A 21,029-nucleotide genomic window follows, 5' to 3' on the forward strand; every position below is an offset into this window, starting at 1 on the left:
GTGGGCGCACTGTCAGCATTGAGATCGCGCCAGTGCAGGTCTCCCCTCAACGAGCTCCGGCTTCCCTGTCACTTCCCCCACCCGAGCTGCTTCTCGCGCTTAATGGCGTCGCGGATGTCACGGTGCTGTTCGCAGTCGACGAGGCGCTCCACGTCATGTCGGGCAATATAGCTGTCCGTCTTGCGTTCTCGACGATCCTCCTGCCCCCGACATACGAGGAGAGGGGGCCGTTTCGTTCGGAAGTAAGGATGCAGACGTAGCCGGGCTCGGGACCTCGTAATGGAGGACATCTGGACACGGATGGGATTCCCTCCTAACACGTTTGCGCCCCGGAATGGCGGGGGCCACCACAGTCGGGGATTGTCATGGCGTCGGCCTCCCCTTTTGAAAGAATCCCGTACAGGAATCGAATTGTCCTTGACATGCGACCATCAGCAAGAAGACTGCCGCATGTTCTGAAAACGAAAAACTCCCGACGCAGGCGGAACCCATCCGGCTCAGGGTTCGCTGTATCTCTTCCTATCTGGTGGTTGTTCTCATTGGACGCCCCCAGCTAATGGTACGTCATGGTTGCATGTCGGGTCAACCGCTGGTTTGTGGACTGTATTCAGGCCGCAGAATGCCGTATTCAACACAGCATGCTCAATTCGGCAGCCGGCATCCTCAGCTTGACTGACCATTAGCGTCGTGTTCTACTCTCAGCCCCCTGTGTTTCTGTGCGGTCCATCCCGAATCCCATTCGTGCTCTCGTGGAGGCTCTCGGCCAGGGACTCGCTCGTCTCGGGCTTCTTTCTCGGGCTCGGGCCCGGCAGATCTCAACGCTGGCCTGGCCGCGAATGGTGACGGGCCTGGCCCGCATGTCAAAGGCCACCGCCGACGTGGCAATGGTGGGAACGGCCCTCGGCGCGTCGGCCATCGCAGGGGTCGGGTACGGGGTCCCCTTTTGGACCATGACGTTCATGATCGGCGGTGGCATTGCCGGAGGCACCATCAGCCTCGTCTCGCAGCGCTTTGGAGCCGACCGACACGAACACATCAGTGTGGCGGTGAAGGTGAGTGCGGTACTGGCGATTGCTGCCACCCTCCCGCTCGTGGTGCTGTTCTGGACGATCCCGGAGCCGCTCATTCGCCTCATCGGAACCGGAGACGCCGCCATTGCCTACGGCACGCGCTACCTTCGGGTGGCCAGCCTGGCCATGCCATTTTCGGCCGTCAACCTCGTCTGCAGCCGCGCTCTGATCGGGGCAAATGACGCCCAAACCCCGATGGTGATCCGAGCAGGCGGCGCGGCGGTCAACATCGGAATTAACGCCGTGCTCATCTTCCTTTTCGACATGGGCGTGGTAGGGGCCGCTGTGGGCACGGTGATCGGCAGCGTGGGCGGTACCGCCCTGTTTGCCTGGGGATTGCTGAGGGGACATTTTCCTGGGGTCGGATCCCTTCCCATTCGCGTTGACAAAACCGGGCCCCATTGGCGTACGGCCGACGCCCGGCACCTCCTCCGTATCTCGTCGCCATTGGCCCTCCGCAAAATTGCCCAGAACGGCGGGCAGTTCCCCATGCTCGCCATTGTTGGCCTCATGGGACCGGAGGTGGTGGCGGCCTACGTGGTGGCCCTGCGGATCCGTGCCCTCATGAACACCCCGGGCTGGGGCTTCGGACTCGCCTCCAGCAGCCTTGTGGGACAGGCCCTCGGCGAGCAGGACGAGCCAAAGGCAGATGCATACGCCCACGACACGTTCCGCTTTACTGTTGCGGCCTTTGCTGCTGTTGCCCTGGTCGTCTTCGCGGGCGCCGCTCCTGTGAGTCGTCTTTTTGTGAGTGACGCTGCCACCCTTGCAACCACGACCGCACTGGTACGTGCAGCCTGCATCAGCGTCCTCCTCTGGGGCTTCATGAGTGGCGGGATGGGACCGCTTCGGGCCAGCGGCGACACACGGTGGCCCTTCTACGGGCAAATCGCGGGGCTCTTCGGGTTTGCCCTCCCGGCCGCCTATCTCGGCGCCACGACCGGACTGGGCCTCTGGGGCCTCTATGCCTCCCTTGTCCTCGAAACCGGGGTGCCGGCCGCCGTCATTTACTACCGGTTCCGCTCAAAAGCCTGGATGCGCATCAGCCGCACCCATCGCTCCGCGACCGTCGGCGCCTAATCGGGCTCTCGTGGTTCCGAATTCGGAATGCGGATTCATGCCCACAAGGCGTCTCGTGCACGTACGTCGCACGATCGGAAGACATTACGACAGACGAGCCGCCTTCACGCCCCATGAATGCCCAACAGGCCCTCGCCCTGACCTTATAGATGAGGAGTGTGACCCTGAGTCCCCTGTTTCTTAGGTTGGAGTTTCTGCATTGCTTTCTGCTCGCGACTCTACTGCACTAGTAGCCTCTGCCCACAGATGGACGACGACGTTGAGGTGTTCTACGAGGCCTACGCCGACGAAGAGATGCTGTCGCTCCGCACGGAGGACGGCATCCACATTCAGGTGGCCGCCGATCAACAGGAGACGTTCTATAAGCTGGTCTACGAGATCTTTGGCAATCCGGATACGATTGCCGGCCAGGTCTACCGGGACCTTCAAGAACGAGAAACCAGTTCCGGCATGACGGTCGCCGAGATGATAGAGGCCGGCCGCCGCGCCGCTGAACAAAAAAATTGAGCGCTACTCGCCTTTTCTCTGACCTTCCTTTTCCCCCTATGCCCGACGAGCAACCCAACGAAATCACCTTCGTCTACGAAGAAACCGACGAGGTGCGCACCATCGCCGCCACCGGTGCACACGGCGGTCCCACGCCCGACGGGGCCTCTGTCGTGGCCAATTTGTACGTCGAACGGGCCAGCATCCCCCACCACGTGAGTCATCAAATTGACGAGCGTGGTGAGGTGGACCTCAGCGAAACCAGCCAAGAGGTCGCGCGGGGCGAGGTGACGCGTGAGGTGCAGGCGTCCCTCGTCTTGACGCCGGAGCATGCCATGCAACTGGGCCAATGGCTGCAGGAAAATGCCCAGCAGGCAATGGAACAGCGCCGGCAAACCTACGGATGAGGCACTCGGAACGTAGCCCGGTCCGGTTCTCGTCTGTATCGGCGACGCCCCGTCTAAGACAAGACTCCGGACCCAACCCAATCAGAGCACCATGCCGTTACTACCTCTAGACGGCGATCATGCCAGTACGGACGAGGAGGACGCTCCCGTCACGCTTACCGGCATTGACGTATCCGGAGGCGATCGGGAGCAAATTCTGGAGGCGTTGACCCTCAACCGCCAGTTGCTCCATGAGCCGCAGCCGGACGCAGAGGTAGACGAACAGGCGGTCCGGCAAACGATCGACGATCTTTTAGATCAGTTGAATGCGTCGGAGTAATCCGCAGCGGGCCGACGCCTCCTCTCCTGTTTATGCAGGCGATTGTCTATGACGATTTCGGGGCTCCCCCCGAGCTCCGCACCGTTCCGGATCCCGTTCCATCCCCTACCGGCGTGGTTTTGTCGGTGGAGGCCACCGGCGTGTGCCGCAGCGACTGGCACGGATGGAAAGGGCATGATCCAATCATCGACCCGCCTCACGTGCCGGGACACGAGGTCGCGGGAACCATTGTCCAGGTGGGCGCGGACGTCTCCCACTGGTCGGTTGGAACGCAGGTGACGGTGCCCTTCGTCGGGGGATGTGGCACGTGTGCTCAGTGTCGTGCCGGCGATCCGCAGGTGTGCCCCAACCAGTTCCAGCCTGGCTTTTCGGCTTGGGGATCGTTTGCGGAGTACGTTGCCATCGACTACGCGGACGCCAACCTGGTGCCGCTGCCCGACGCCCTCGACACCGTCACTGCCGCGAGCTTGGGCTGCCGGTTTGCTACCGCCTTCCGTGCCGTCATCGATCAGGGGGAGGTCAACGGGGGCGACTGGGTAGCCGTACACGGCTGCGGAGGCGTTGGCCTATCGGCCGTTATGATCGCCCGCGCGGTGGGCGCACAGGTGATAGCCGTCGACATCTCCGACGATGCGCTCGCCCTGGCCTCTACAGTGGGTGCCGCCAAAACCATCAACGCAGACGCCGTACCCGACGTGGTTTCGGCTCTCCGTGAGCACACCCGTGGCGGCCCCCACGTCTCTCTCGACGCGCTGGGCAGTGCCGAGACTGCCTACAACTCCGTCTCCTGCCTCCGTCCACGCGGTCGGCACGTGCAGGTGGGCCTGCTCGTGGGAACAGACGCCGATACGGCCCTCCCAATGGACCGAGTCGTCGCCGACGAGCTAGACATCCGGGGCACGCACGGCATTCAGGCCCGCCGTTACCCCGCGATCTTCGACATGATCGAGGCGGGAACGCTGACTCCTGGCCAACTCATCCGCCGCACAATTCCCCTCAGAGAAGCTGGAACGGCGCTGGTGGAAATAGACGAGAGCAGCCCCGCCGGCGTGACGGTCGTCCGTCCTTCCCAGAACGTCCCTGCCGATCCGTCCTAACGATTTGAGAAGGCGTCTCCACATCAGCCGAACCGGACGGTCAGTTATATCGCCTGGATTTCCTCTTCGAGAAGCTGCTTCTCGTAGAGATCCGCATAGAGCCCGTCCTCGTCCACCAACACGTCGTGAGTGCCCCGTTGCACAATCTCGCCATGCTCCATCACCAGAATGAGGTCGGCATCCTGCACGGCGCTGAGACGATGGGTCACGATGACGAGCGTGTGGCTGCCCTGGCGCTCTCGGAGCGATCGGAGAATGTTGCGCTCCGTGGCCGTGTCCACTGCCGAGAGGGCGTCATCAAAAATCAAGATGCGCGGATCGCGGATGAGGGCGCGCGCGATGGAGGTGCGTTGCTTCTGCCCGCCGGAGAGGGTGATGCCGCGCTCTCCCACGTAGGTATCGAATCCGTCCGGGAAGTCCTCCACGTTCTCCAACAAATCGGCCTCGTCGGCCGCCGCCCGTACCGCCTCCCGTTCGGCCTCTAGATCCCCAAAGGCAATGTTGTTGGCCACCGTGTCGCTGAAGAGAAAGACGTCCTGCGGCACATAGCCAATGTGCTGGCGCAGCGTGTCGAGCGGGACGGTCGCGGCGTCATGCCCGTCGATCAGAACCCGGCCCCGATCCGGATCCAGCAAACGGGGAATCATGCGCACCAGCGTACTCTTGCCGGAGCCCGTCCGGCCCACAATGGCGAGGGTCTGGTCGGCAGGCAAGTCAAAACTCACGCCTCGGAGCGCCGCTTCTTCCTCGCCCTCGTACTGATACCACACGTCCTTAAACGTGATGCGCCCCTCGATCGACTGAATGGCCGGAACGGTCTGCGGCCCATCGTCAATGTCCGGCTCCGTGTCCATGATCTTCTGTAGCCGGATCACGGAGGCGGAGGCGCGCTGAATCATGGTAATGACGAACCCGAGCGACGCGACCGGCCACGTCATCATATTGATGTAGATAATGTACTCGGCAATATTTCCGATCGTGATAACGCCCTCGGCCACGAGCCGTCCGCCCATCCACACGACAATAATCGTGGAGATGCCCACGAGCAGTAGGAACGAGGGGCGCCAGGCCGACTCCACGAGGGCAAGGTCGAGGTTTCGCCACTTGTACTGCTCACTCTCCTCTTCAAAGGCCTCGGCTTCGGCCTCCTCCCGCGTGTACGCTTTCAGTACCCGGATGCCGGAGAGTGCCTCCTGCACCCGGCTCGTGAGCCTCGAGTACTGCTCCTGCAACTTTTCGCTGCGGTGATGCACCATCTGGGCCATAAAGAAGACCGATATGGCCAACAGCGGCATTGGAAGCAGTGCATAGAGCGTCAGTGTGGGCGAGATGAAAAACATCGCCGACATGGCCACCAGAACCATCACCAGCGAGCGGGTGACGTACATGATGGCGGGCCCGATGTAGCGTCGCACCTTCTCGATGTCGTCGGTGGCACGGGTGATGACGTCGCCTGTCGAGTACTCGTGGTAGAACGTCGCCGAAAGCTGCTGCAGGTGGTCGTACAGCGCGTTGCGGAGATCGTACTCGATGTGCCGGGAGGCGACGACCACGGTCTGACGCATCAGAAACATAAACAATCCACTCGTCGCCGAGAGCCCGATGATGCCCCCAGCAAACAACAGGAGGGCGATAAAGAAGAAGGCATAGAGCTCGGCCTGGGCAGGCGTGCCGTCGTACAGCGCAAACAGCCGCACAAACCGCGGAATGCTGTCGACGGCCTGCCGGACCACCATCGGAACGGTGATCTGAAAGGCAGCCGAGATCATCGTGAACAGCAATCCCGGAATGAAGAGATACTTGTACCGCCAGAAAAAGTGATTGAGACGAGCAAGGGGACCCATGCGGTACGAAACGGTTCGAGATCGAAGAATGAATGTGGTCGCAGAACCAGACCTCAGCAGTGGACGTCCAGTCCCTGATGCTAACAGTTGTCTTTTTCCGTGACCGTAGAGGAAACGGAGACAATGGAAGGGCTGATCCGAACCGGGCCTTGCGCAATGCAACGCATCCATTATCCATCGGCTCCGTCGGGCCCGACGCGTCGAACGAACGAGCGGGGCCTTACGGCAGCGGCGCGGACTCTTCTTCGACGCGTGCAGAGGCCTCCGCGTACACGTCGAGGGCCGCATCGCGTCCCTCCCGCTCTTCCATCACCCGAACAGCCTCCACGTACTGCGTCGCGACTCGTCGCGCCATCGCCATTACGATCTCGGTACCGGCCTGCGGATTTCGACGCACCACGTTCTTGAGGTCGGGGCGAAAGAAGCCGAGCACGCGGGCCTCGGTGATCGTTTCGGCCGTTTCAAGCCGCCGAACGTCCCCAAGCAGCGAAAGCTCGCCAAACATTTCGTGGGCCTCCAGTTCCCGAAGCGTCTGGGGCCGTTCGGGGTCGGCGTCGCTCACGAGCCGTATTCGCCCGGATTCGACGATGTAAAGGCCAAGTCCGGGATCCCCCTCGTAGTAGAGCGACTCTCCCCGGCGGTAAGTTCGGCGGTGGGTAGCCGCTGCCATGGCGTGTAGGGCCCCCGACGACAGGTGTCCGAGCACCGGAACGCCCCGTAGAATATTTGCGATCTCGCGGGTGTGGGGATCAAGCTGTCGCCTGAACACGCGGCGGTACAATCGCCCCATGGCCCGGAAGAAACGGCGAACGATAGACATAGGGAAAAGTCTGAGCCAACTGAGAACGGAATCAGGCGTCGGGACGAGGCGCCCCCCAACGCGGGCGACTTCAGAAGGCCTGTCCAATGCCAAAGTGGAGCAGCGGCTCCTGAACGTTGTCGGAGAAAATGTCGTCGTTTTCGGGAGAAGGATCGTGCAGGCGATAGGCAAGGTCAAAACGAACGATGAGATATTCCCACTCAATTCGAATCCCGAGCCCTCCCCCCACGCCCACTTCTCCCAGATCTTCCACTCCATCGAACCGCCCGCTCTGCGGAGGCGGGACCGACGGCGGAGACGAAGCCGATGTCTCTAACCCATTCTCGGGCATAGTGGTCTCCTCGAACCCTTGATTCCGAGGCCCGAACCACACATTTCCTACGTCGAGAAAGGTAGCCCCCACCCAGCTAGCAGCCAAGAGCTTTTGAATGAGGGTGGTCCGCACCTCCACACTCGACTCCAATTTCAGGTCGCCCCCCAGGAAGTCGATCCGTTGCCCGGCCCCGCCCGGCCCCAATTGGCGGAGACGCCATCCCCGCACGCTGTTCCCCCCTCCACTAAAGAACCGACGATCAAAAGGGACGAGCGTTGGTCCGCCGGTGGGTTGGGCAATCCCCCCAAAGACCTTCATAGCAAGCGTCGATCCCGCCCCGAGGGCGATGTACCGACGAAGGTCAACTGTGCCTCGAACATACGGCCGGTACCGCAACCGACCACTGAGTCCCCCTCCCGATCGGCCGGTCACCCCCGGGACGGAATACTCCAAGGTCCCGGGAGAAAACACAAACTGGTCGAAGAGGTACGGAAGCGTATTCCCGACCTCACCCGACAACTCGTAAATGTGCCCCCGTCGTCGCCGCAATGGATTGGCTGTGGCCGAGCGAAATGTGTAGCGAAACGCCGTGTTAATCTGGGGCTGCGTATAATCCTCCAGAATCTGCGCCCGCTGCACCGGATCTCGAATTCGTACGAAGAGGGTGTCGAGAAACCGGTTCTGGAATCCGGAGAGCGTATCCGGATTGCTGACGCTTAAGTCGAACACGTCTACCAAGGACGACCGGGTGGGCGTATGGTCCATCTCCAACCGAAACCGGGCACTGTTTCGACTCCGAATGCGGAGTCGAAGGTCGTTGCGCCGAGCCGTAAGTGCCGACACCGAGAGCTGAGTCCGAGAATTCGTCAGGTCGAACACACGTTCGAAGCCCCCAAATGGCCACACGAGATACGGAAGCGTCAGCGACACCGTCCCCTCAAGCTGTCGAGACGTGATCAGCGAAAAGCTCCGATTCGTCGCCACCGATCCGGAGGTGCGTATGCGAAACGTTTCCCCCCCTCCAAACGCATTCACATTCTCGTACACCCCGCTCAGCCCCACGCCGAGCTCACTGGTCCCGAGCCCTCCCCCGGATCCCCGCTGCAACCCGAACGTCTCCATTCGCAGGCGGTGTCGCTGACGCGTCTGCCCCTCAATGCGCAACGGCAAGTAGCGAGTCGAATCGACAAGAACCGCATCTTCGAACTGGGGAGAGAGGCTCGTGAGCGTAAAAATGCCCGTCCCCTCAAGTCGTCGCTTCGTCGCCAGCACCTGGGAGCGATCGTAGGTGGCCCCAGGGACAAACTGGAGGGAGCGTCGCAGCAGTCCCGTTCCGAGTTGGGTTTCATCCCCGATCATGCTCGTCACCAGCGGCTGATATTCACTCAAGGACGCGCTTCCCACGTCAATCGTGTCCCGACGAGCATCGGCCTGCTCCGGACCCTGAATTTGAAATCGGACGTCCCCGAAGCGGTACTGGGGACCGGTATTCACGCGAAACGTCACGTCGAGGGAGTCCGACGAGGTTCGGTGAGAATAGACGATGGCCCGTATGGAGTCCCGACTGACGGCCGCGTAGCCCGCATCCTGGAGGAAGGACAGCATCCGACGGCGCTCCTCCAGAAGCAGGGGCTTCTGAAACCGCAGATCGCCGACGCGAAACGACAGCGGCGTGTCGGGATCGCCTTTCGCAGCGTCGAGAACCGTTCCCCGAACCAGTTGGCGCTTCTGGGCAAGTGACAACTCGGACAGGCCCTCGTACTGCACCCGACGGAGATACGTGGGCGGACCCGGCTTGACGTGAAAGACAACTGCAACCCGATCTGCCGGCGTTTTCGGCTGCACCTCGGCCGTGACGGTGGCCTCTCGAAACCCCTGCTGCTCATAGAAGAGGCTCAGTCGCTCCACATCCCCCGCAACGGTCGTCGAATCCAGATAGGCAGGCGGTTCTCCTCCCGACCGCAGTGCGTTCCCCAGACGCCCCCACATCCAGTCGGCATCTCCCAACTGGTACACCCACCGCCACCAGGTAAATCCTGGAATGCCAAGAATGCGACGGTTCCGACGCGTGCGGATATGACGCTTCAGAACGCTCTTGGAGAAGTGGCGATTGCCTCGGATATTTACGTCCTGGACGACGGAGCGGACGGTATCCTGAGAGATCGCGAGGCTTGAGATGCTCCCCTGGCCCGCGGACCGGACGTCTCCCATCGCCACGAGATTTCCCCCGAGGCTGAGAAGAAAACAGACAATGCCCGCGACTGCGGGCCCCCAACCGATACGAACCACAAAACTCAACACAGACCGCAAGGTGCGTCCCCCCACTGCTTCATCGTACAGAACTCCCCAACAATCGGCGGATGCACAATCGAAGATAAACCAAGTTGGCAACTCACATCAGGAAAGACTCTGCATTCTTTCCGGACTAACAGTCGACTGGTGCCGAAGATCCCGCCCCCTACGGCCTCAGAACGCCATTATCGCGACGTTCCAGGCCCATTCGGAACCGTCTCTTCTCCCTGCGCCCTCGATGCCATCTTGGACTGATACTCCTTGGTCCGCTGCTCAAGTTCGTGATATTCCTCCGGCGTCATGTCCGGTACAAAAAATCGCATCGGGTCCAGGGTCTGCCCGGACTGGTTATGCACTTCGTAGTGCAGGTGGGGCCCGGTCGATCGTCCCGTATTTCCGCTGTATCCGATGGTGTCTCCACGCTCCACTTCGACCCCACGCCGGATGTCATCGGGAATCTCGGAAAGATGCGCGTAGCGGGTAAAGTATCCCGCCGCCGGGTGACTAATTTCGACGAAGTTCCCGTAGGCAGGACTCCGCGTGGCCCGTCGCACCTCCCCATCTCCAGCCGCCATGACCGGCGTGCCGCGACGCAGGAGAAAGTCGACGCCAGCATGCATCTTGCGTACCTTCAACACCGGATGCTGGCGCATGCCATAGCCGGAGACGATGGGTCCATTTGCAGGGCGAATGGCCGGCAGTTGCACCATTCGCTGTCGCCGGTTCTTCGCAACCTCGGAGAGCTCCTGATAGCTGGCCCCCTGAAGACTCATCTGGCGTTCCAGCTTATCGAGCTTCTGAGCCGTATTCTTCAGGAGCGCCGACGCATCTTTCCCCATCTCATCAAACTCTTTGTAGGGATCCGATCCGCCGACCCCGACCTGCCGGATATCCTCCGAGATGGGCTCGATCTGAAAGAGCCGCCGGTAGAGCCGCTCGTCGCGCTCCGCCAGCGTATCGAGCTGGGACGAAAGAGTGCTCATTCGCCCGCTCACCTGATCCAACTGGCGTTCCAGCGCCTGATTCTCAATCTTCAAGGACTGCTCTTCCGGGGTAGTCACCCAGTACACGTCCAACGCCCACACGGCCAAGCCCGTCATGATGAGCGCCAGGCCAAAAATGCGTCCGTAGTGGGCGACGTGATCTTTCCACGACCGTTCGACCTCTACGAAGGAGCAACTCTCTGGATCGTAATAGTACTTCTGATCCTGATTCATTCCGGTCAGGAGCCTTTCGTATTTGGTGGGACACTAATTACAGGAGGCACTCTTTGTATCCAGTGCGGCGCCACGCAACCGGCTCCAGGGTGCGCCAACACTACTTCTTTTTTCCTTCTTCCATTACAACATCCTCGTACGGAAAAGCCCGAGCTTTTGCCCTCTGAGGCTCGTGTACGACACGGCGCAATATAGTGCCGAGTCGCAGGCATTTCAACCGTTTCCGTGCGACTCTGGGGTGTAGATGGCGTATTTTCCACAAAACGTGTCTGTTCTGCTTCATTTCACCCCATTTGCGCCTAATCTTTCACAATCGTCATACCAGATTATGGGTCCTCTCGCGCCGATTTCGCCCATCCTCTGTGCCGTCAGGATAACTTCATGACAGCCACGTCCCTCCAGTCCGTTCTTTCCTCTCCTGCTACGGGAAGTTGCCGCTGACGGTCCACGGACCCACTGGCCCCAACCAGAAGCAACTACTCGTAGTCCTGTTCAAAATACTCAATCCCTCGACGCGGCGTGGGCGCCCCTTCCTGTTGAATGCGCTGTCGCAACCGCTCGGTAAAGACCTCTGCTGGATCGTAGCCGTAGTGGCGGAGAAGGTAGTTCATCGCAATCACCTCGCAGATCACGGTAATGTTCTTCCCCGGCGTGATGGGCACCTGCACCATTGGCAAGTCCACCCCCAGAATGTCGTGGGTATCCTCCACCATGTTGATCCGCGTGTACTCCTCATCCGAGTCCCAAAGTTGCATGTTGACCACGACCTCAATGCGCTTCTGAAACCGGATTGCCCGAATGCCAAACATGGACCGTATGTCTACGAGGCCGAGGCCGCGTACCTCCATAAAGTGCTGTACGAGTTCAGTCCCCGCCCCCATCAGAATCGACTCTTCTCGTTTTGTGGCAATCACCACGTCGTCGGCAACGAGGCGATGCCCCCGCTCTACCAAATCAAGCGCTACTTCGCTCTTGCCGATGCCAGACTTGCCGATGAGTAGGAGCCCAATCCCATAGACATCCACCAGGGATCCGTGAACGGCCCGCTGTGGGGCAAACTGATCGGACAGGAAGCCGCGAAGGAGCGACATGAACCGGACCGTGGGAACCGGCGACCGGTACACCGGAATTCCTTCGTTCGTGGCCATGGCCACCAGCGCCTCGTCGAGTTCGTTCCCATCCGTTACGATAACGCACGGCACAGGAAACTGTACAAGATTATTGAATGCCTCCCGTCGCTCCGGTGAATCGAGGTGGTCAAGATACTGGTTTTCGGTATTGCCCAATATCTGGATGCGCTGGTGTGTAAAGAGGTCTACGTACCCAGCGAGGGCGAGGCCCGGACGATGGAGATTGCTCTCCGTTACTTCCCGCCGATCGGGGTTCACTTCCGAATTCACCAGGTCGATCTCTACGCCTACGGTTTCCCGCATCTGGCGAATCATGAACGCCACGGAAATCGACTCTTGCTGAAAGCTCTGAGGCCGTCGCATAAGGAATCCGGACAATGATAATAGATTTTACAGCGCTCCGGGGCACCCGGGCCCAGGCGTCTCTGATGGAGGATCCCCCGACGCGTCTACGGAACTTCGACCGTATTCAAGATGCGCTCGACTATATCTACCGGGGTCACTTGTTCCGCCTCCGCCTCGTAGGTAATTACGATGCGGTGCTGGAGCACGTCCATCGCTACGGCCCGCACGTCCTCCGGGGTTACGTAGGCGCGGTGCTGCAGGAAGGCATGGGCACGGGCGGCCAGGTTGAGGTTGATGCTCGCCCGCGGCGACGCCCCGTACTCAACGAGGGGCCCCAGGTCATCCAGTCCTTTCGTCTCCGGCTCCCGTGACGTCAGCACGAGATCCACAATGTACTGCTCGACCCGCTCGTCCACGTAGAGGTCGTTAATCACGTCCCGCGCCCGCAGGATTTGTTCCGGGGTCGCCACAGAGCGGACACTTGGGCGCTCGCTCGTTCGGGCCATCCGGCGCATGATCTCCAACTCTTCGTCCCGTGTCGGATAATCAACCCCGATCTTAAGCATAAACCGGTCCACCTGCGCCTCCGGCAACGGATAGGTGCCCTCCTGCTCGATCGGGTTCTGGGTCGCAAGCACGAGAAACGGATCATCGAGGGGAAACGTCCGCTCCCCGATCGTCACCTGCCGTTCCTGCATGCTCTCCAGAAGGGCACTCTGCACCTTCGCCGGCGAACGGTTGATTTCGTCGGCCAGGATGATGTTGGTGAAAATCGGCCCCTTCTTAATTGAAAATGTCCCTTTCTTCTGGTTGTAAACGAGCGTCCCGAGCAGATCGGCGGGAAGCAGGTCCGGCGTAAACTGGATGCGCTGAAAATCCGTCCCGATGGCCTTCGACAAGGCACTGACGGTGAGCGTCTTGGCCAGCCCCGGCACGCCTTCCAGTAGCACATGGCCGTCCGCCAGCAACCCGATGAGCAGGCGCTCGATCATGTACTGCTGCCCCACCACCACGCGGCCGATCTCATTCAGCAGGTCGTCTACGAAGGCGCTCTCCGTAGCAATCCGGTCTTTGACATCCGATAAGTCCTGTTCGGGCATAGGACAATGGAGAAAACGGGTCGAAGGCAATCACGTATCCGACGCCTGTAACGGACGAAGTCCCCAGTGGTTGAGGACAACTGTTCGTTTCCTGCTCCGTCGTCCTCAGATCAAAAGGTGGCGCTCAGCTTGGCGCGGACGGTGTGAATGGTTGGGGCATTGGCGGGCGCGCGACCATCGTAGCTCACCGATGCTCGGAGGTTGTCGGTAATCACGTACCGGCCCTGGAGTCCCCAAAGCATCGAGGTGCCTGCCCCCCGCCCATCCGTGAGCTGGAATTGTGCGAGCCCCACGGCGTCTCCAGTCAACTCCACACTGGCGACCTCATAGGTCCCCGTGAGGCGCAGGCGTCCAGCGCGACTCCATTCGATCTCCAACGGCACCTTGAGTACACGCGCCCGCCGGCCCTGTCGCCGATCTCGCTTTTGGGCGTAGGACCCCGCCAGCGAGAGCGTAACCGCCCGGGCAGGCTGGTACGAAAGACCCGGGCGAGCTTCAAGCGTCCGGATGTCGAAGCTTCGCGACTCCGCGAACGCCTCGCTGCGTGTGCGGTCCACTTCATGACGACCTCGCAGCCGCACGGCCCATCGATCCGCCGGCCGCAGGCGTCCCTCGGCCTCCCACTGGTTGAGAAAAGAACTCTCTGCCCCAGCCGCCCGATCATTCAGACCTCGAACCTGTCGCCAGGCCCCCTCCAATCCATAGGCGCGGCGCTGACGAAAGAGCTCGACCTCCTGCTCCAACCGGAGCTCTCCACTCAGGGTGGTCTCCGGCTGTCGGAAACGACGAAGGTTGAGCGCATAAATCTGCGTCACGTCTTCCGTCCGGCTTTTTTCCTGCACCTCTACGGTGGTGCGCGTCGACACCTGTGAGACTGCCCGTTTCCACCACACCTCCGGGTCGTCCCAAATCCGGGCAGGCTGTAGTGAAAGACGCGTCCGCGCCTGCAAGTCGATCACCGACTCTAGTGAATCCGACGGCACAAACCGCTGGACGTAGGTCCCCTCATTCGGCGTCGTTTCCGGCACAAACTCATCAATCTGCTGCACGCCATCCTCGTTGGCATCGCGCCACACATACTGGCCCAGATTGGGACCGGTGCGGATATAGGTCTCCCGAAGTACGGGCGTGCGCTTGGTGAGGGCATCGTAGAAGGTTTTCACCAGGATTGCCCGATCGAGGGGGCGCGCCTGCCCCTCAAGGCGGAGGAGCAACGATTCGGTGTCCTCACGCTGCCGGTTCCGGCGAAAATAGTCCGTCACCCGTCGGACCCGATATCCCCCGCGCACCGTCCCCCGGTATGGCGCCTCAGGGTCGTAGGTCGTCTCCGACTCCACTGTCCACCCCTGCGACGCATCGCGGAACCGCCCTGCCCCCGCCCGTCGCTCCGTCTGGTATTCCACACTGCCGGTGGTCGTGAGGGCACCGGCTCGGTACGACAATCCGGGCCGCACCTCTAGAATCGAAAAGGCGTCTTGGGTGAGACTATCGGTTCCGAGCGTCCGCTGTCGGCGTTGTTCACGTTCGAGGCTCACGCGGGGTTCGAACGCGTCATCGAAAAGCGGCTGCCGAATGGTGGCCCGCTGCCGAAGCCAGCTTCCCTCCGTCTCCCCGGCCCGACTCGTGCTTTGAACGTACTCGGAACGAAGAGCCACCCGGGGCCAGCCCGGCCTCTGCAGGGCGAACTCCTCTCGATGCCGCCACGCCTCGAATGCCGACCCGATGGTAAGCCGCCCCCCACCAGCTTCGATCGAGGATTCCCCCACCGCCAGTTGCACCATCCCTTCGTCCCGCGTCTCATCAGCCACGCCCCGGAGGCCCGCCGGCAATCCAGATCCACGACGCGAAAGATTCCATCGGCGCCCGTACTCCACCGACCGCGTCTGGTTGAAGGTCTCAAAGTACCGCCCCCGGACCTCCCGACGCACCTGTCCCGAAAGGCGGGCCTCCGGAATCGATCCAAGATCAAGTGTCACCTCCTCAAACCGGGCGCCCGTCACATACGATTGATCACGATCGTCCTTCGCATCAAGCGACGAGAAGCGGTTCTGGTCGTTGAGCGACTGGGCCCACTCCCCAAATATCTCAAGTCCTGGAACGGGTTCAATCGAGCCCGTCAGGTCGACGAGGCGTTGCCGAGTGGGGGCCGGAAGCGGCTGAACCGGCTCATACGCCCCCCGTCCTGGTCCTCGATACTCGTAAACCACGCCGTTCACCTCCCGTCCGCCGCGTTCGTATCGTCCTTCCCCGGCCCCAACCCGCGTGAAGCGTACCCGAAAGACCGGCGTGCCTTCGGGGGGAGGCTTTTCGATTGCCACGAACGCCGTATCCTGCTCGCCGGCGGGCGTCATGACTTCCTCGCGTCGGTACTGTACGAAAGGGGACTCTGGGTCGAACGGAACCCGTTCCGCTCCACTCCGGACGGCCTGCTCGTCTCCGGCCCGGACGAGCCGAAGGGAATCCGCTCGGGAAAGGTCAAACGCCGTCTGGAAGTCCTGTCCATCCGCCTTGCGAAGCACGCTGGCGCCTACAGAGATGCGGGACTCGCCATTTTCGTCTCGCCAGGCCCCTGCCTCGGCCTGAGCCCCGAGCAGCGTCCGCGTAAACTGGGTCGTCGAGTACTGAAACTCGACCGTAATGCGCCGATCGTCGGTGATCAGGCGGTTCGAGGTGAACGTGATCTCGCCCTGCGTGTAGTCAATTACATAATCGTTCGAACGCCCTCGCTCCAGCCGTTCCCCGTCGAGATACACGCGCTCCGACCCAGCGATGACGATAATGTAGTCTTCTCCGTTGCGCCCTCGCAGACGATACGGCCCCTGAACCCCATCGGTCGGTTCAATATCCTGCGTGCGATACTGGCCCCGGCTCACTGCCCCCATCATCGTTGCAGTTCCCTTCGTCAGGCCGACGTCGCCGCCAAGGCCTTCACTCTCCAAGGTCACCCCCTGCACCTTCTGGCTGAACTGCCCGAACGTCCCGGCCCCAAGGTCCACGTCGATGTCCCCAAGACGGGCGTCGCCGTGTGGCGTCTGAATGCCGAGAAACACGCGGTCGAAATCGCGCAGGCGCTGGGTGCTGCCCCCGGGCTGAATAGGCGTACTCTCGTCGGTCAATAGGGCCCGAATGTGTACGCCCTCAGCCACTTCCCCCTCTAACTGCATCCGCATGCCCGATTCGATGTTGGCGTCCCGATTCGTTCCACTCACGATGCCGCGCGAGATGGAACCGCTCCGCTGAATGTCCACGCCCGCAAACGGCGAAAATCCGCTATGAGCGACGGAGTCCTCTTCGACGACGGCCACCGTCCCCGCCTCCGTCGCCGAAGAGTCCGGAGCCCGGCGGCGATAGACAGGCTCAAACGTAAAGGGAAGCGTCCGGTAGGCGGCGAAGAGCGTATCGCGGGCCCCAATCAGGTCGTCCCGATGAATCCAGAGCCGCCCCTGGTCGGCATCGAGACGATATTCGGTGGTGTCGAGGCGGGTGGGCCCCACCCAAATCGTCTCGGTGCCGGGGACGATGAAGGGCCGAAGCGTGTACGGCTGCGGCTGGAAGGTATCGATCGTGTCCCGATGTACGCCCACGTCGTCAAGCACGAGCGTCGAGTCCTGCGCCATAACGGCTCCGTGAATCAGCAGTCCTCCCAGGAGACCCAACGCTCCAATGCGGGCAAAAAGCAAACCGAGGCGCACGGGCGAGCAACGGAAATGACGAAGGGGGAGGTCTGCAAGCAGAGCCTCTGTGACCCCACATCAACATCGACCGCCCCCACAGGCGTTCCGCCCTCCCGGCCTCACCGGTGCGGAAGGCGAGACATCTCCTTCGACGTGAGCAAAAACAGATCCTCGCCCTGACGGGCCACATCCACGAGCGGGGCCTCCAGAGAGATGGGATGCTCGGTGGTCGATTCGGTCTCCGGATCCCAAATCATCACCCGGTCGGGACACACGATCCAGAGCCGCTCTCGATGCACCGATACTGCCCGAATACCCGGCAGAGAGGGCGTAGCCACCCGTTCGACGAAGGTGCCGAAGAGATCGTATGCGAGCACGGCCTCCTGCTCGGCGTCAGCAACGTAGAGCCGCCGAGCGCCGTCGAGGGCGAGCGCCACCGGCTCTTGCAGCCCACCTCCGCCCATGCCACTCCCAATAATTCGCTCGGCCCGGCGCTGAGCATCGAATTTCACGACCACCCCCTCTCGCCCATCGATCACGAAGGTCTCGTCGCCGTCACTGCTCGCCACGGCGAGGGGCCGCCCCTGCCCCTGGACGGTGGATCCATCGCGCCCATCGTCGAAGGCGCGCTGCCCCCACTCGCCCCCAAACGTTGATCCGACCGGCAGGGCCTCCAGATACTGCCATTCGGAGGAGAAGCGCTGAATGCGCCCGTTCCCGGCATCGGCCACCAGAAGCGTCTGCCCGTTCGTCGCATCCAGATCCACTGGATCATCAAACTCGCCTGCTCGGGTCCCGGACTGCCCGAGCGTCGCGTGGACTGTCCCTTCCGCGTCAAGAATCTGCACCACGTCGCGCCCAGCATCGGCCACGTAGAGACGGCCCCTCGGGTCTACGTCCAGTGCGACCGCCTCCTGAAAACGAGCCAGAACCGTCGGCTTCGATTCATTTTGTGCATACACCGCCGTCCACGGCCCCATGAGCAGAAGCAAAAGGATGCCCCATCGCACTAGCGTCATACGGGATCCGTGGTGCAGGTGTGGTTGCAAAGTACAGTCGGCGATCGGTCGTTAGTGAAGACAAACAGGACCAGCGTGCACCTCGAGCATGCCGGGCCCAAACGGGAATGATCTACGCCTCCGAAAGGTGCCGCACTCCCTTCTCCCCTATGTCGGTCCGGAACGTCTTTCCGTCGAAGTGCACGGCCTCCACGCCCTCGTAGGCGCGGTCGAGGGCCTGCGGTAGATCCGTCCCAAGCGCCGTAACGCCGAGTACGCGCCCGCCGTCCGTGACGAGGACGCCATCGGGACGAAGCCGCGTGCCCGCATGGAGAACGGACACCTCCGGCAGCGACTCTGCGTCGTCAATGCCCGTGATCTCAACCCCAGTGTCGTAGTCGATGGGATACCCTTCGGATGCGAGGACCACACAGGCCGCTGCGCCGGACGAGGCCCGAAGCGAGCCGGTTTCCAGTGCCCCGTCGGCCAGACGGTCGAAGACCTCCACGAGATCACTCTCCACCAGCGGCAGCACGACCTGTGCTTCTGGATCGCCCAACCGGCAGTTGTACTCGACCACTTTCGGTCCCTCCTTCGTAATCATGAGGCCGCAGTACAGCACGCCGGTGTAGGGCGTGCCTTCGTCCTCCATCCCCTGCAGCGTCGGCTCTACAATCTCTCGACAGATGCGCGTGAGCAACGGGCCGTCCACGATCGGGGCTGGACTAAAGGCGCCCATGCCCCCCGTATTCGGCCCCGTCCCGCCCTCTCCAATCGGCTTGTGGTCCTGAGACGGGCTAAGAAGGACGTAGTGTGAGCCATCCGTGAGGGCAAAGATGCTGACCTCCTCTCCTTCCATTTTCTCTTCAATCACGACTTGATCGCCCGCCGCTCCAAAGGCGCGGTCGTCCACAATCTCGTCGAGCGCCTGGTGGGCCTCTTCCAGAGTATTGCAAACAAACGCCCCCTTTCCGGCCGCCAGTCCGTCGGCCTTCACGACAATCGGGGCCCCGACCTCCTCCAAATAGCTTGACGCTTCGTCGTACTCGTCGGCGTCAAACACGCGGAAGTCGGCGGTCGGAATGCCGTGCCGCTCCATGAACTGATCGGCAAAGGCCTTGCTGCCTTCGAGCCGAGCCGCCGCCGCTTTCGGACCAATGATGCGGAGCCCTTCTTCCGTAAACCGGTCTACGATTCCCTCTACGAGCGGCTGCTCAGGCCCCACGATTGTGAGATCAATATCTTCGGTCCGAGCAAACTCGACCAGTCCGTCGAAATCGTCGGAGGCAATTCCTACGTTGGTGGCATGCTGAGCGGTGCCCGGATTGCCGGGCGCAGCGTACAACGCATCGGCGTGGGGACTCCGGGCAAGTGCCTGAACGAGGGCGTGCTCGCGCCCGCCGCTTCCAATGACGAGAATTCGCATGGAGATCTTGGATGATTGTGGCGCACGTGTCAACTATAATGCAGTCGTCCGCGTGAAAGCACTCCGCGGATTTCGTTCCCAAGATAGGCGTCCACGTCCACGGATGCACACGCCGTCCTCGGCCCCCTTTTCGTCCCCCTTTCTCGCCTGGCCCAATCGCCGCCCAGTCCGGCTGGCCCTTCTGGTGCTCGTAACCGGCCTGCTGTTCTGGCCGTCGCCTGCCCTCGGTCAGGCCGACTTCCCCGGAGCTCCCGACACAACAAGCGTCAACTTTCGCGCGTACCTCGCTGATTTCCTGGGGCCTCGTGCCGGCCCGGGCATTGGCGTAGGAATGGTCGTGCACAATCTTGCGCGAGACGACGACCAGTGGCTGGTAACGGCTGCTCCGGCCCTTCACGAACAGGTGGCCACCCTTTCGTTTGCGAGTGCCAATCCGAACCGCGCCCACCGGTACGTACTGACCGACGTGCGCGGACTTCATACCAACCGCGACTGGCTAGCCGGCCGGGGCGAGAGACGCCCTGCGATCGAACGATCTTCTGTCCACGGCCGCATTCGCGTGGGTCAAGCGTTTCTTGATCGCCAACTCCTCATCCAGCCGCACGTTACGGTCTCGCATCACACCATCCAGAACGTCTCCAGCCCCCTCCCCCACCCGGACGGACACGCGAGCTTCCGCTCTTCCCTCCGCTCGCCGCAAACCGGAATGCGCCCGGGCCTCGCCCTCCAGTTCGACACTCGTGACCAAACGCTCCACACTACCCGCGGCCTGTTGGTTCAGGGCACCTGGGCACAGTACGTTTCCCTCAGTGCCGCATCGGTCCGCTTCGATCAGTTTGCGCTCGACGCATACGGATACGTTCCACTCGGCGGCCTGCATCGGGTGGCCATTCGGGGCTCCGGAATCATCACGCAGTCGAGAGGCTCCGATCCGGTCCCGATCTACATGCGGCCGCGACTGGGAGGCTCGCAAGTGCCTGGCCTCGCACGGGGACAATTCATCGGAAAGCACCGGCTGCTGGGCAGTGCCCTGTACCGGTTTCCTCTGAAGCACATCCTGGGTTTTGCGGCAATCGAGGGACACCTGGGCGTACATCTTGCGAACGTGTATGACGATCTCGACGCCCAGTTTTCACCGTCCGTCTCGTTTGAAGAAGATCCCCCGTACGAAGACGCCCGCCCGCTTCGGCCGGCCGCCTCCGCCGGCCTCCGATTCCTTGCCCCGGCTCGCGAACGAGTGACCCTTGAGGTTGCTCTTGGCGTAACCCCCTCCGGCGTCTCCGGCGTTCGCTTTTCGTTCCTGCAGTCGTTACAGGCCCTCCGTCCGCCTCATCACACGCTCAGTCATCTGTGGTGATGCCTGCTCTGTAGCATTCCCTCCACGGTTCTTTTTTCATTCTCGTCGCGTCTC

16 protein-coding genes are annotated in these 21,029 nt (G+C 61.8%); 6 read left to right on the forward strand and 10 right to left on the reverse strand.

The genetic code is table 11. The features are described from left to right. Window positions 1–68: 68 nt before the first annotated feature. The gene (locus BSZ35_RS19185; RefSeq protein WP_146109981.1) at window positions 69–290 is read right to left on the reverse strand and encodes a hypothetical protein; all 222 of its coding nucleotides are present in this window, start codon (window positions 288–290) and stop codon (window positions 69–71) included. Between the two features lie 426 nt (window positions 291–716). On the opposite strand from BSZ35_RS19185, the gene BSZ35_RS03050 reads away from it, so the two are divergent. From BSZ35_RS03050 to BSZ35_RS03070, 5 genes are all read left to right on the forward strand, one after another. Next, on the forward strand, window positions 717–2,150 hold the full coding sequence (locus tag BSZ35_RS03050) for an MATE family efflux transporter (protein WP_105011074.1): 1,434 nt from the start codon (window positions 717–719) through the stop codon (window positions 2,148–2,150). 246 nt (window positions 2,151–2,396) lie between these two features. Further along, window positions 2,397–2,657: a hypothetical protein gene (locus tag BSZ35_RS03055; RefSeq protein ID WP_105011075.1), complete on the forward strand. Its 261-nt coding sequence runs from the start codon at window positions 2,397–2,399 to the stop codon at window positions 2,655–2,657. 38 nt (window positions 2,658–2,695) lie between these two features. Then, window positions 2,696–3,043 carry a hypothetical protein gene (locus BSZ35_RS03060; RefSeq protein ID WP_105011076.1) on the forward strand — a complete coding sequence of 116 codons (348 nt, stop codon included), beginning with the start codon at window positions 2,696–2,698 and terminating at the stop codon, window positions 3,041–3,043. A 91-nt stretch (window positions 3,044–3,134) separates the two neighbouring features. Continuing rightward, window positions 3,135–3,362 (forward strand): hypothetical protein, encoded by a 228-nt coding sequence (locus BSZ35_RS03065; protein ID WP_105011077.1) that lies wholly within the window; start codon window positions 3,135–3,137, stop codon window positions 3,360–3,362. 32 nt (window positions 3,363–3,394) lie between these two features. After that, window positions 3,395–4,459 carry a zinc-dependent alcohol dehydrogenase family protein gene (locus BSZ35_RS03070; protein ID WP_105011078.1) on the forward strand — a complete coding sequence of 355 codons (1,065 nt, stop codon included), beginning with the start codon at window positions 3,395–3,397 and terminating at the stop codon, window positions 4,457–4,459. Window positions 4,460–4,503: 44 nt separating this feature from the next. On the opposite strand, the gene BSZ35_RS03075 is transcribed toward BSZ35_RS03070, so the two are convergent. The 9 genes from BSZ35_RS03075 to purD all read right to left on the reverse strand — a co-directional run bounded on the left by BSZ35_RS03075 (window position 4,504) and on the right by purD (window position 19,618). Beyond that, window positions 4,504–6,303, reverse strand: coding sequence for an ABC transporter ATP-binding protein (locus BSZ35_RS03075; protein ID WP_105011079.1), 1,800 nt, complete (start codon window positions 6,301–6,303; stop codon window positions 4,504–4,506). 220 nt (window positions 6,304–6,523) lie between these two features. Continuing rightward, window positions 6,524–7,123, reverse strand: a complete 600-nt coding sequence (locus BSZ35_RS03080; protein WP_105011080.1) for a cyclic nucleotide-binding domain-containing protein — start codon at window positions 7,121–7,123, stop codon at window positions 6,524–6,526. A 70-nt stretch (window positions 7,124–7,193) separates the two neighbouring features. Continuing rightward, entirely contained in the window at window positions 7,194–9,725 is a 2,532-nt protein-coding gene (locus BSZ35_RS03085) for an outer membrane protein assembly factor (RefSeq protein ID WP_258096047.1), read from the reverse strand. Window positions 9,726–9,913: 188 nt separating this feature from the next. Continuing rightward, entirely contained in the window at window positions 9,914–10,945 is a 1,032-nt protein-coding gene (locus BSZ35_RS03090; protein ID WP_105011081.1) for a M23 family metallopeptidase, read from the reverse strand. A gap of 476 nt (window positions 10,946–11,421) precedes the next feature. Next, window positions 11,422–12,438, reverse strand: a complete 1,017-nt coding sequence (gene hprK / locus BSZ35_RS03095; protein WP_105011082.1) for an HPr(Ser) kinase/phosphatase — start codon at window positions 12,436–12,438, stop codon at window positions 11,422–11,424. An 86-nt stretch (window positions 12,439–12,524) separates the two neighbouring features. Then, the gene (locus BSZ35_RS03100) at window positions 12,525–13,520 is read right to left on the reverse strand and encodes a MoxR family ATPase (RefSeq protein ID WP_105011083.1); all 996 of its coding nucleotides are present in this window, start codon (window positions 13,518–13,520) and stop codon (window positions 12,525–12,527) included. A 110-nt stretch (window positions 13,521–13,630) separates the two neighbouring features. Further along, entirely contained in the window at window positions 13,631–17,137 is a 3,507-nt protein-coding gene (locus BSZ35_RS03105; protein ID WP_258096048.1) for a hypothetical protein, read from the reverse strand. A gap of 176 nt (window positions 17,138–17,313) precedes the next feature. Beyond that, a complete protein-coding gene (locus tag BSZ35_RS03110) occupies window positions 17,314–18,213 on the reverse strand; it encodes an NHL repeat-containing protein (RefSeq protein ID WP_105011084.1) in 900 nt (299 codons plus the stop codon). A 112-nt stretch (window positions 18,214–18,325) separates the two neighbouring features. Further along, the gene (gene purD / locus BSZ35_RS03115; RefSeq protein ID WP_105011085.1) at window positions 18,326–19,618 is read right to left on the reverse strand and encodes a phosphoribosylamine--glycine ligase; all 1,293 of its coding nucleotides are present in this window, start codon (window positions 19,616–19,618) and stop codon (window positions 18,326–18,328) included. A 103-nt stretch (window positions 19,619–19,721) separates the two neighbouring features. Here purD and BSZ35_RS03120 point away from each other — a divergent pair, with 103 nt between their 5' ends. Next, the gene (locus BSZ35_RS03120) at window positions 19,722–20,975 is read left to right on the forward strand and encodes a BamA/TamA family outer membrane protein (protein WP_105011086.1); all 1,254 of its coding nucleotides are present in this window, start codon (window positions 19,722–19,724) and stop codon (window positions 20,973–20,975) included. Window positions 20,976–21,029: the final 54 nt, after the last annotated feature.

Origin of the sequence: Salinibacter sp. 10B, from assembly GCF_002954405.1 — a bacterium.
GTDB lineage: Bacteria > Bacteroidota > Rhodothermia > Rhodothermales > Salinibacteraceae > Salinibacter.

What these genes read in the sequence shown, in the direction of transcription:
- BSZ35_RS19185 (WP_146109981.1), bottom strand. Translation starts at nt 290, where the DNA reads ATGTCCTCCATTACGAGGTCCCGAGCCCGGCTACGTCTGCATCCTTAC.
- BSZ35_RS03055 (WP_105011075.1), top strand. Translation starts at nt 2,397, where the DNA reads ATGGACGACGACGTTGAGGTGTTCTACGAGGCCTACGCCGACGAAGAG.
- BSZ35_RS03060 (WP_105011076.1), top strand. Translation starts at nt 2,696, where the DNA reads ATGCCCGACGAGCAACCCAACGAAATCACCTTCGTCTACGAAGAAACC.
- BSZ35_RS03065 (WP_105011077.1), top strand. Translation starts at nt 3,135, where the DNA reads ATGCCGTTACTACCTCTAGACGGCGATCATGCCAGTACGGACGAGGAG.
- BSZ35_RS03070 (WP_105011078.1), top strand. Translation starts at nt 3,395, where the DNA reads ATGCAGGCGATTGTCTATGACGATTTCGGGGCTCCCCCCGAGCTCCGC.
- BSZ35_RS03075 (WP_105011079.1), bottom strand. Translation starts at nt 6,303, where the DNA reads ATGGGTCCCCTTGCTCGTCTCAATCACTTTTTCTGGCGGTACAAGTAT.
- BSZ35_RS03080 (WP_105011080.1), bottom strand. Translation starts at nt 7,123, where the DNA reads ATGTCTATCGTTCGCCGTTTCTTCCGGGCCATGGGGCGATTGTACCGC.
- BSZ35_RS03090 (WP_105011081.1), bottom strand. Translation starts at nt 10,945, where the DNA reads ATGAATCAGGATCAGAAGTACTATTACGATCCAGAGAGTTGCTCCTTC.
- hprK (WP_105011082.1), bottom strand. Translation starts at nt 12,438, where the DNA reads ATGCGACGGCCTCAGAGCTTTCAGCAAGAGTCGATTTCCGTGGCGTTC.
- BSZ35_RS03100 (WP_105011083.1), bottom strand. Translation starts at nt 13,520, where the DNA reads ATGCCCGAACAGGACTTATCGGATGTCAAAGACCGGATTGCTACGGAG.
- BSZ35_RS03105 (WP_258096048.1), bottom strand. Translation starts at nt 17,137, where the DNA reads ATGGCGCAGGACTCGACGCTCGTGCTTGACGACGTGGGCGTACATCGG.
- BSZ35_RS03110 (WP_105011084.1), bottom strand. Translation starts at nt 18,213, where the DNA reads ATGACGCTAGTGCGATGGGGCATCCTTTTGCTTCTGCTCATGGGGCCG.
- purD (WP_105011085.1), bottom strand. Translation starts at nt 19,618, where the DNA reads ATGCGAATTCTCGTCATTGGAAGCGGCGGGCGCGAGCACGCCCTCGTT.
- BSZ35_RS03120 (WP_105011086.1), top strand. Translation starts at nt 19,722, where the DNA reads ATGCACACGCCGTCCTCGGCCCCCTTTTCGTCCCCCTTTCTCGCCTGG.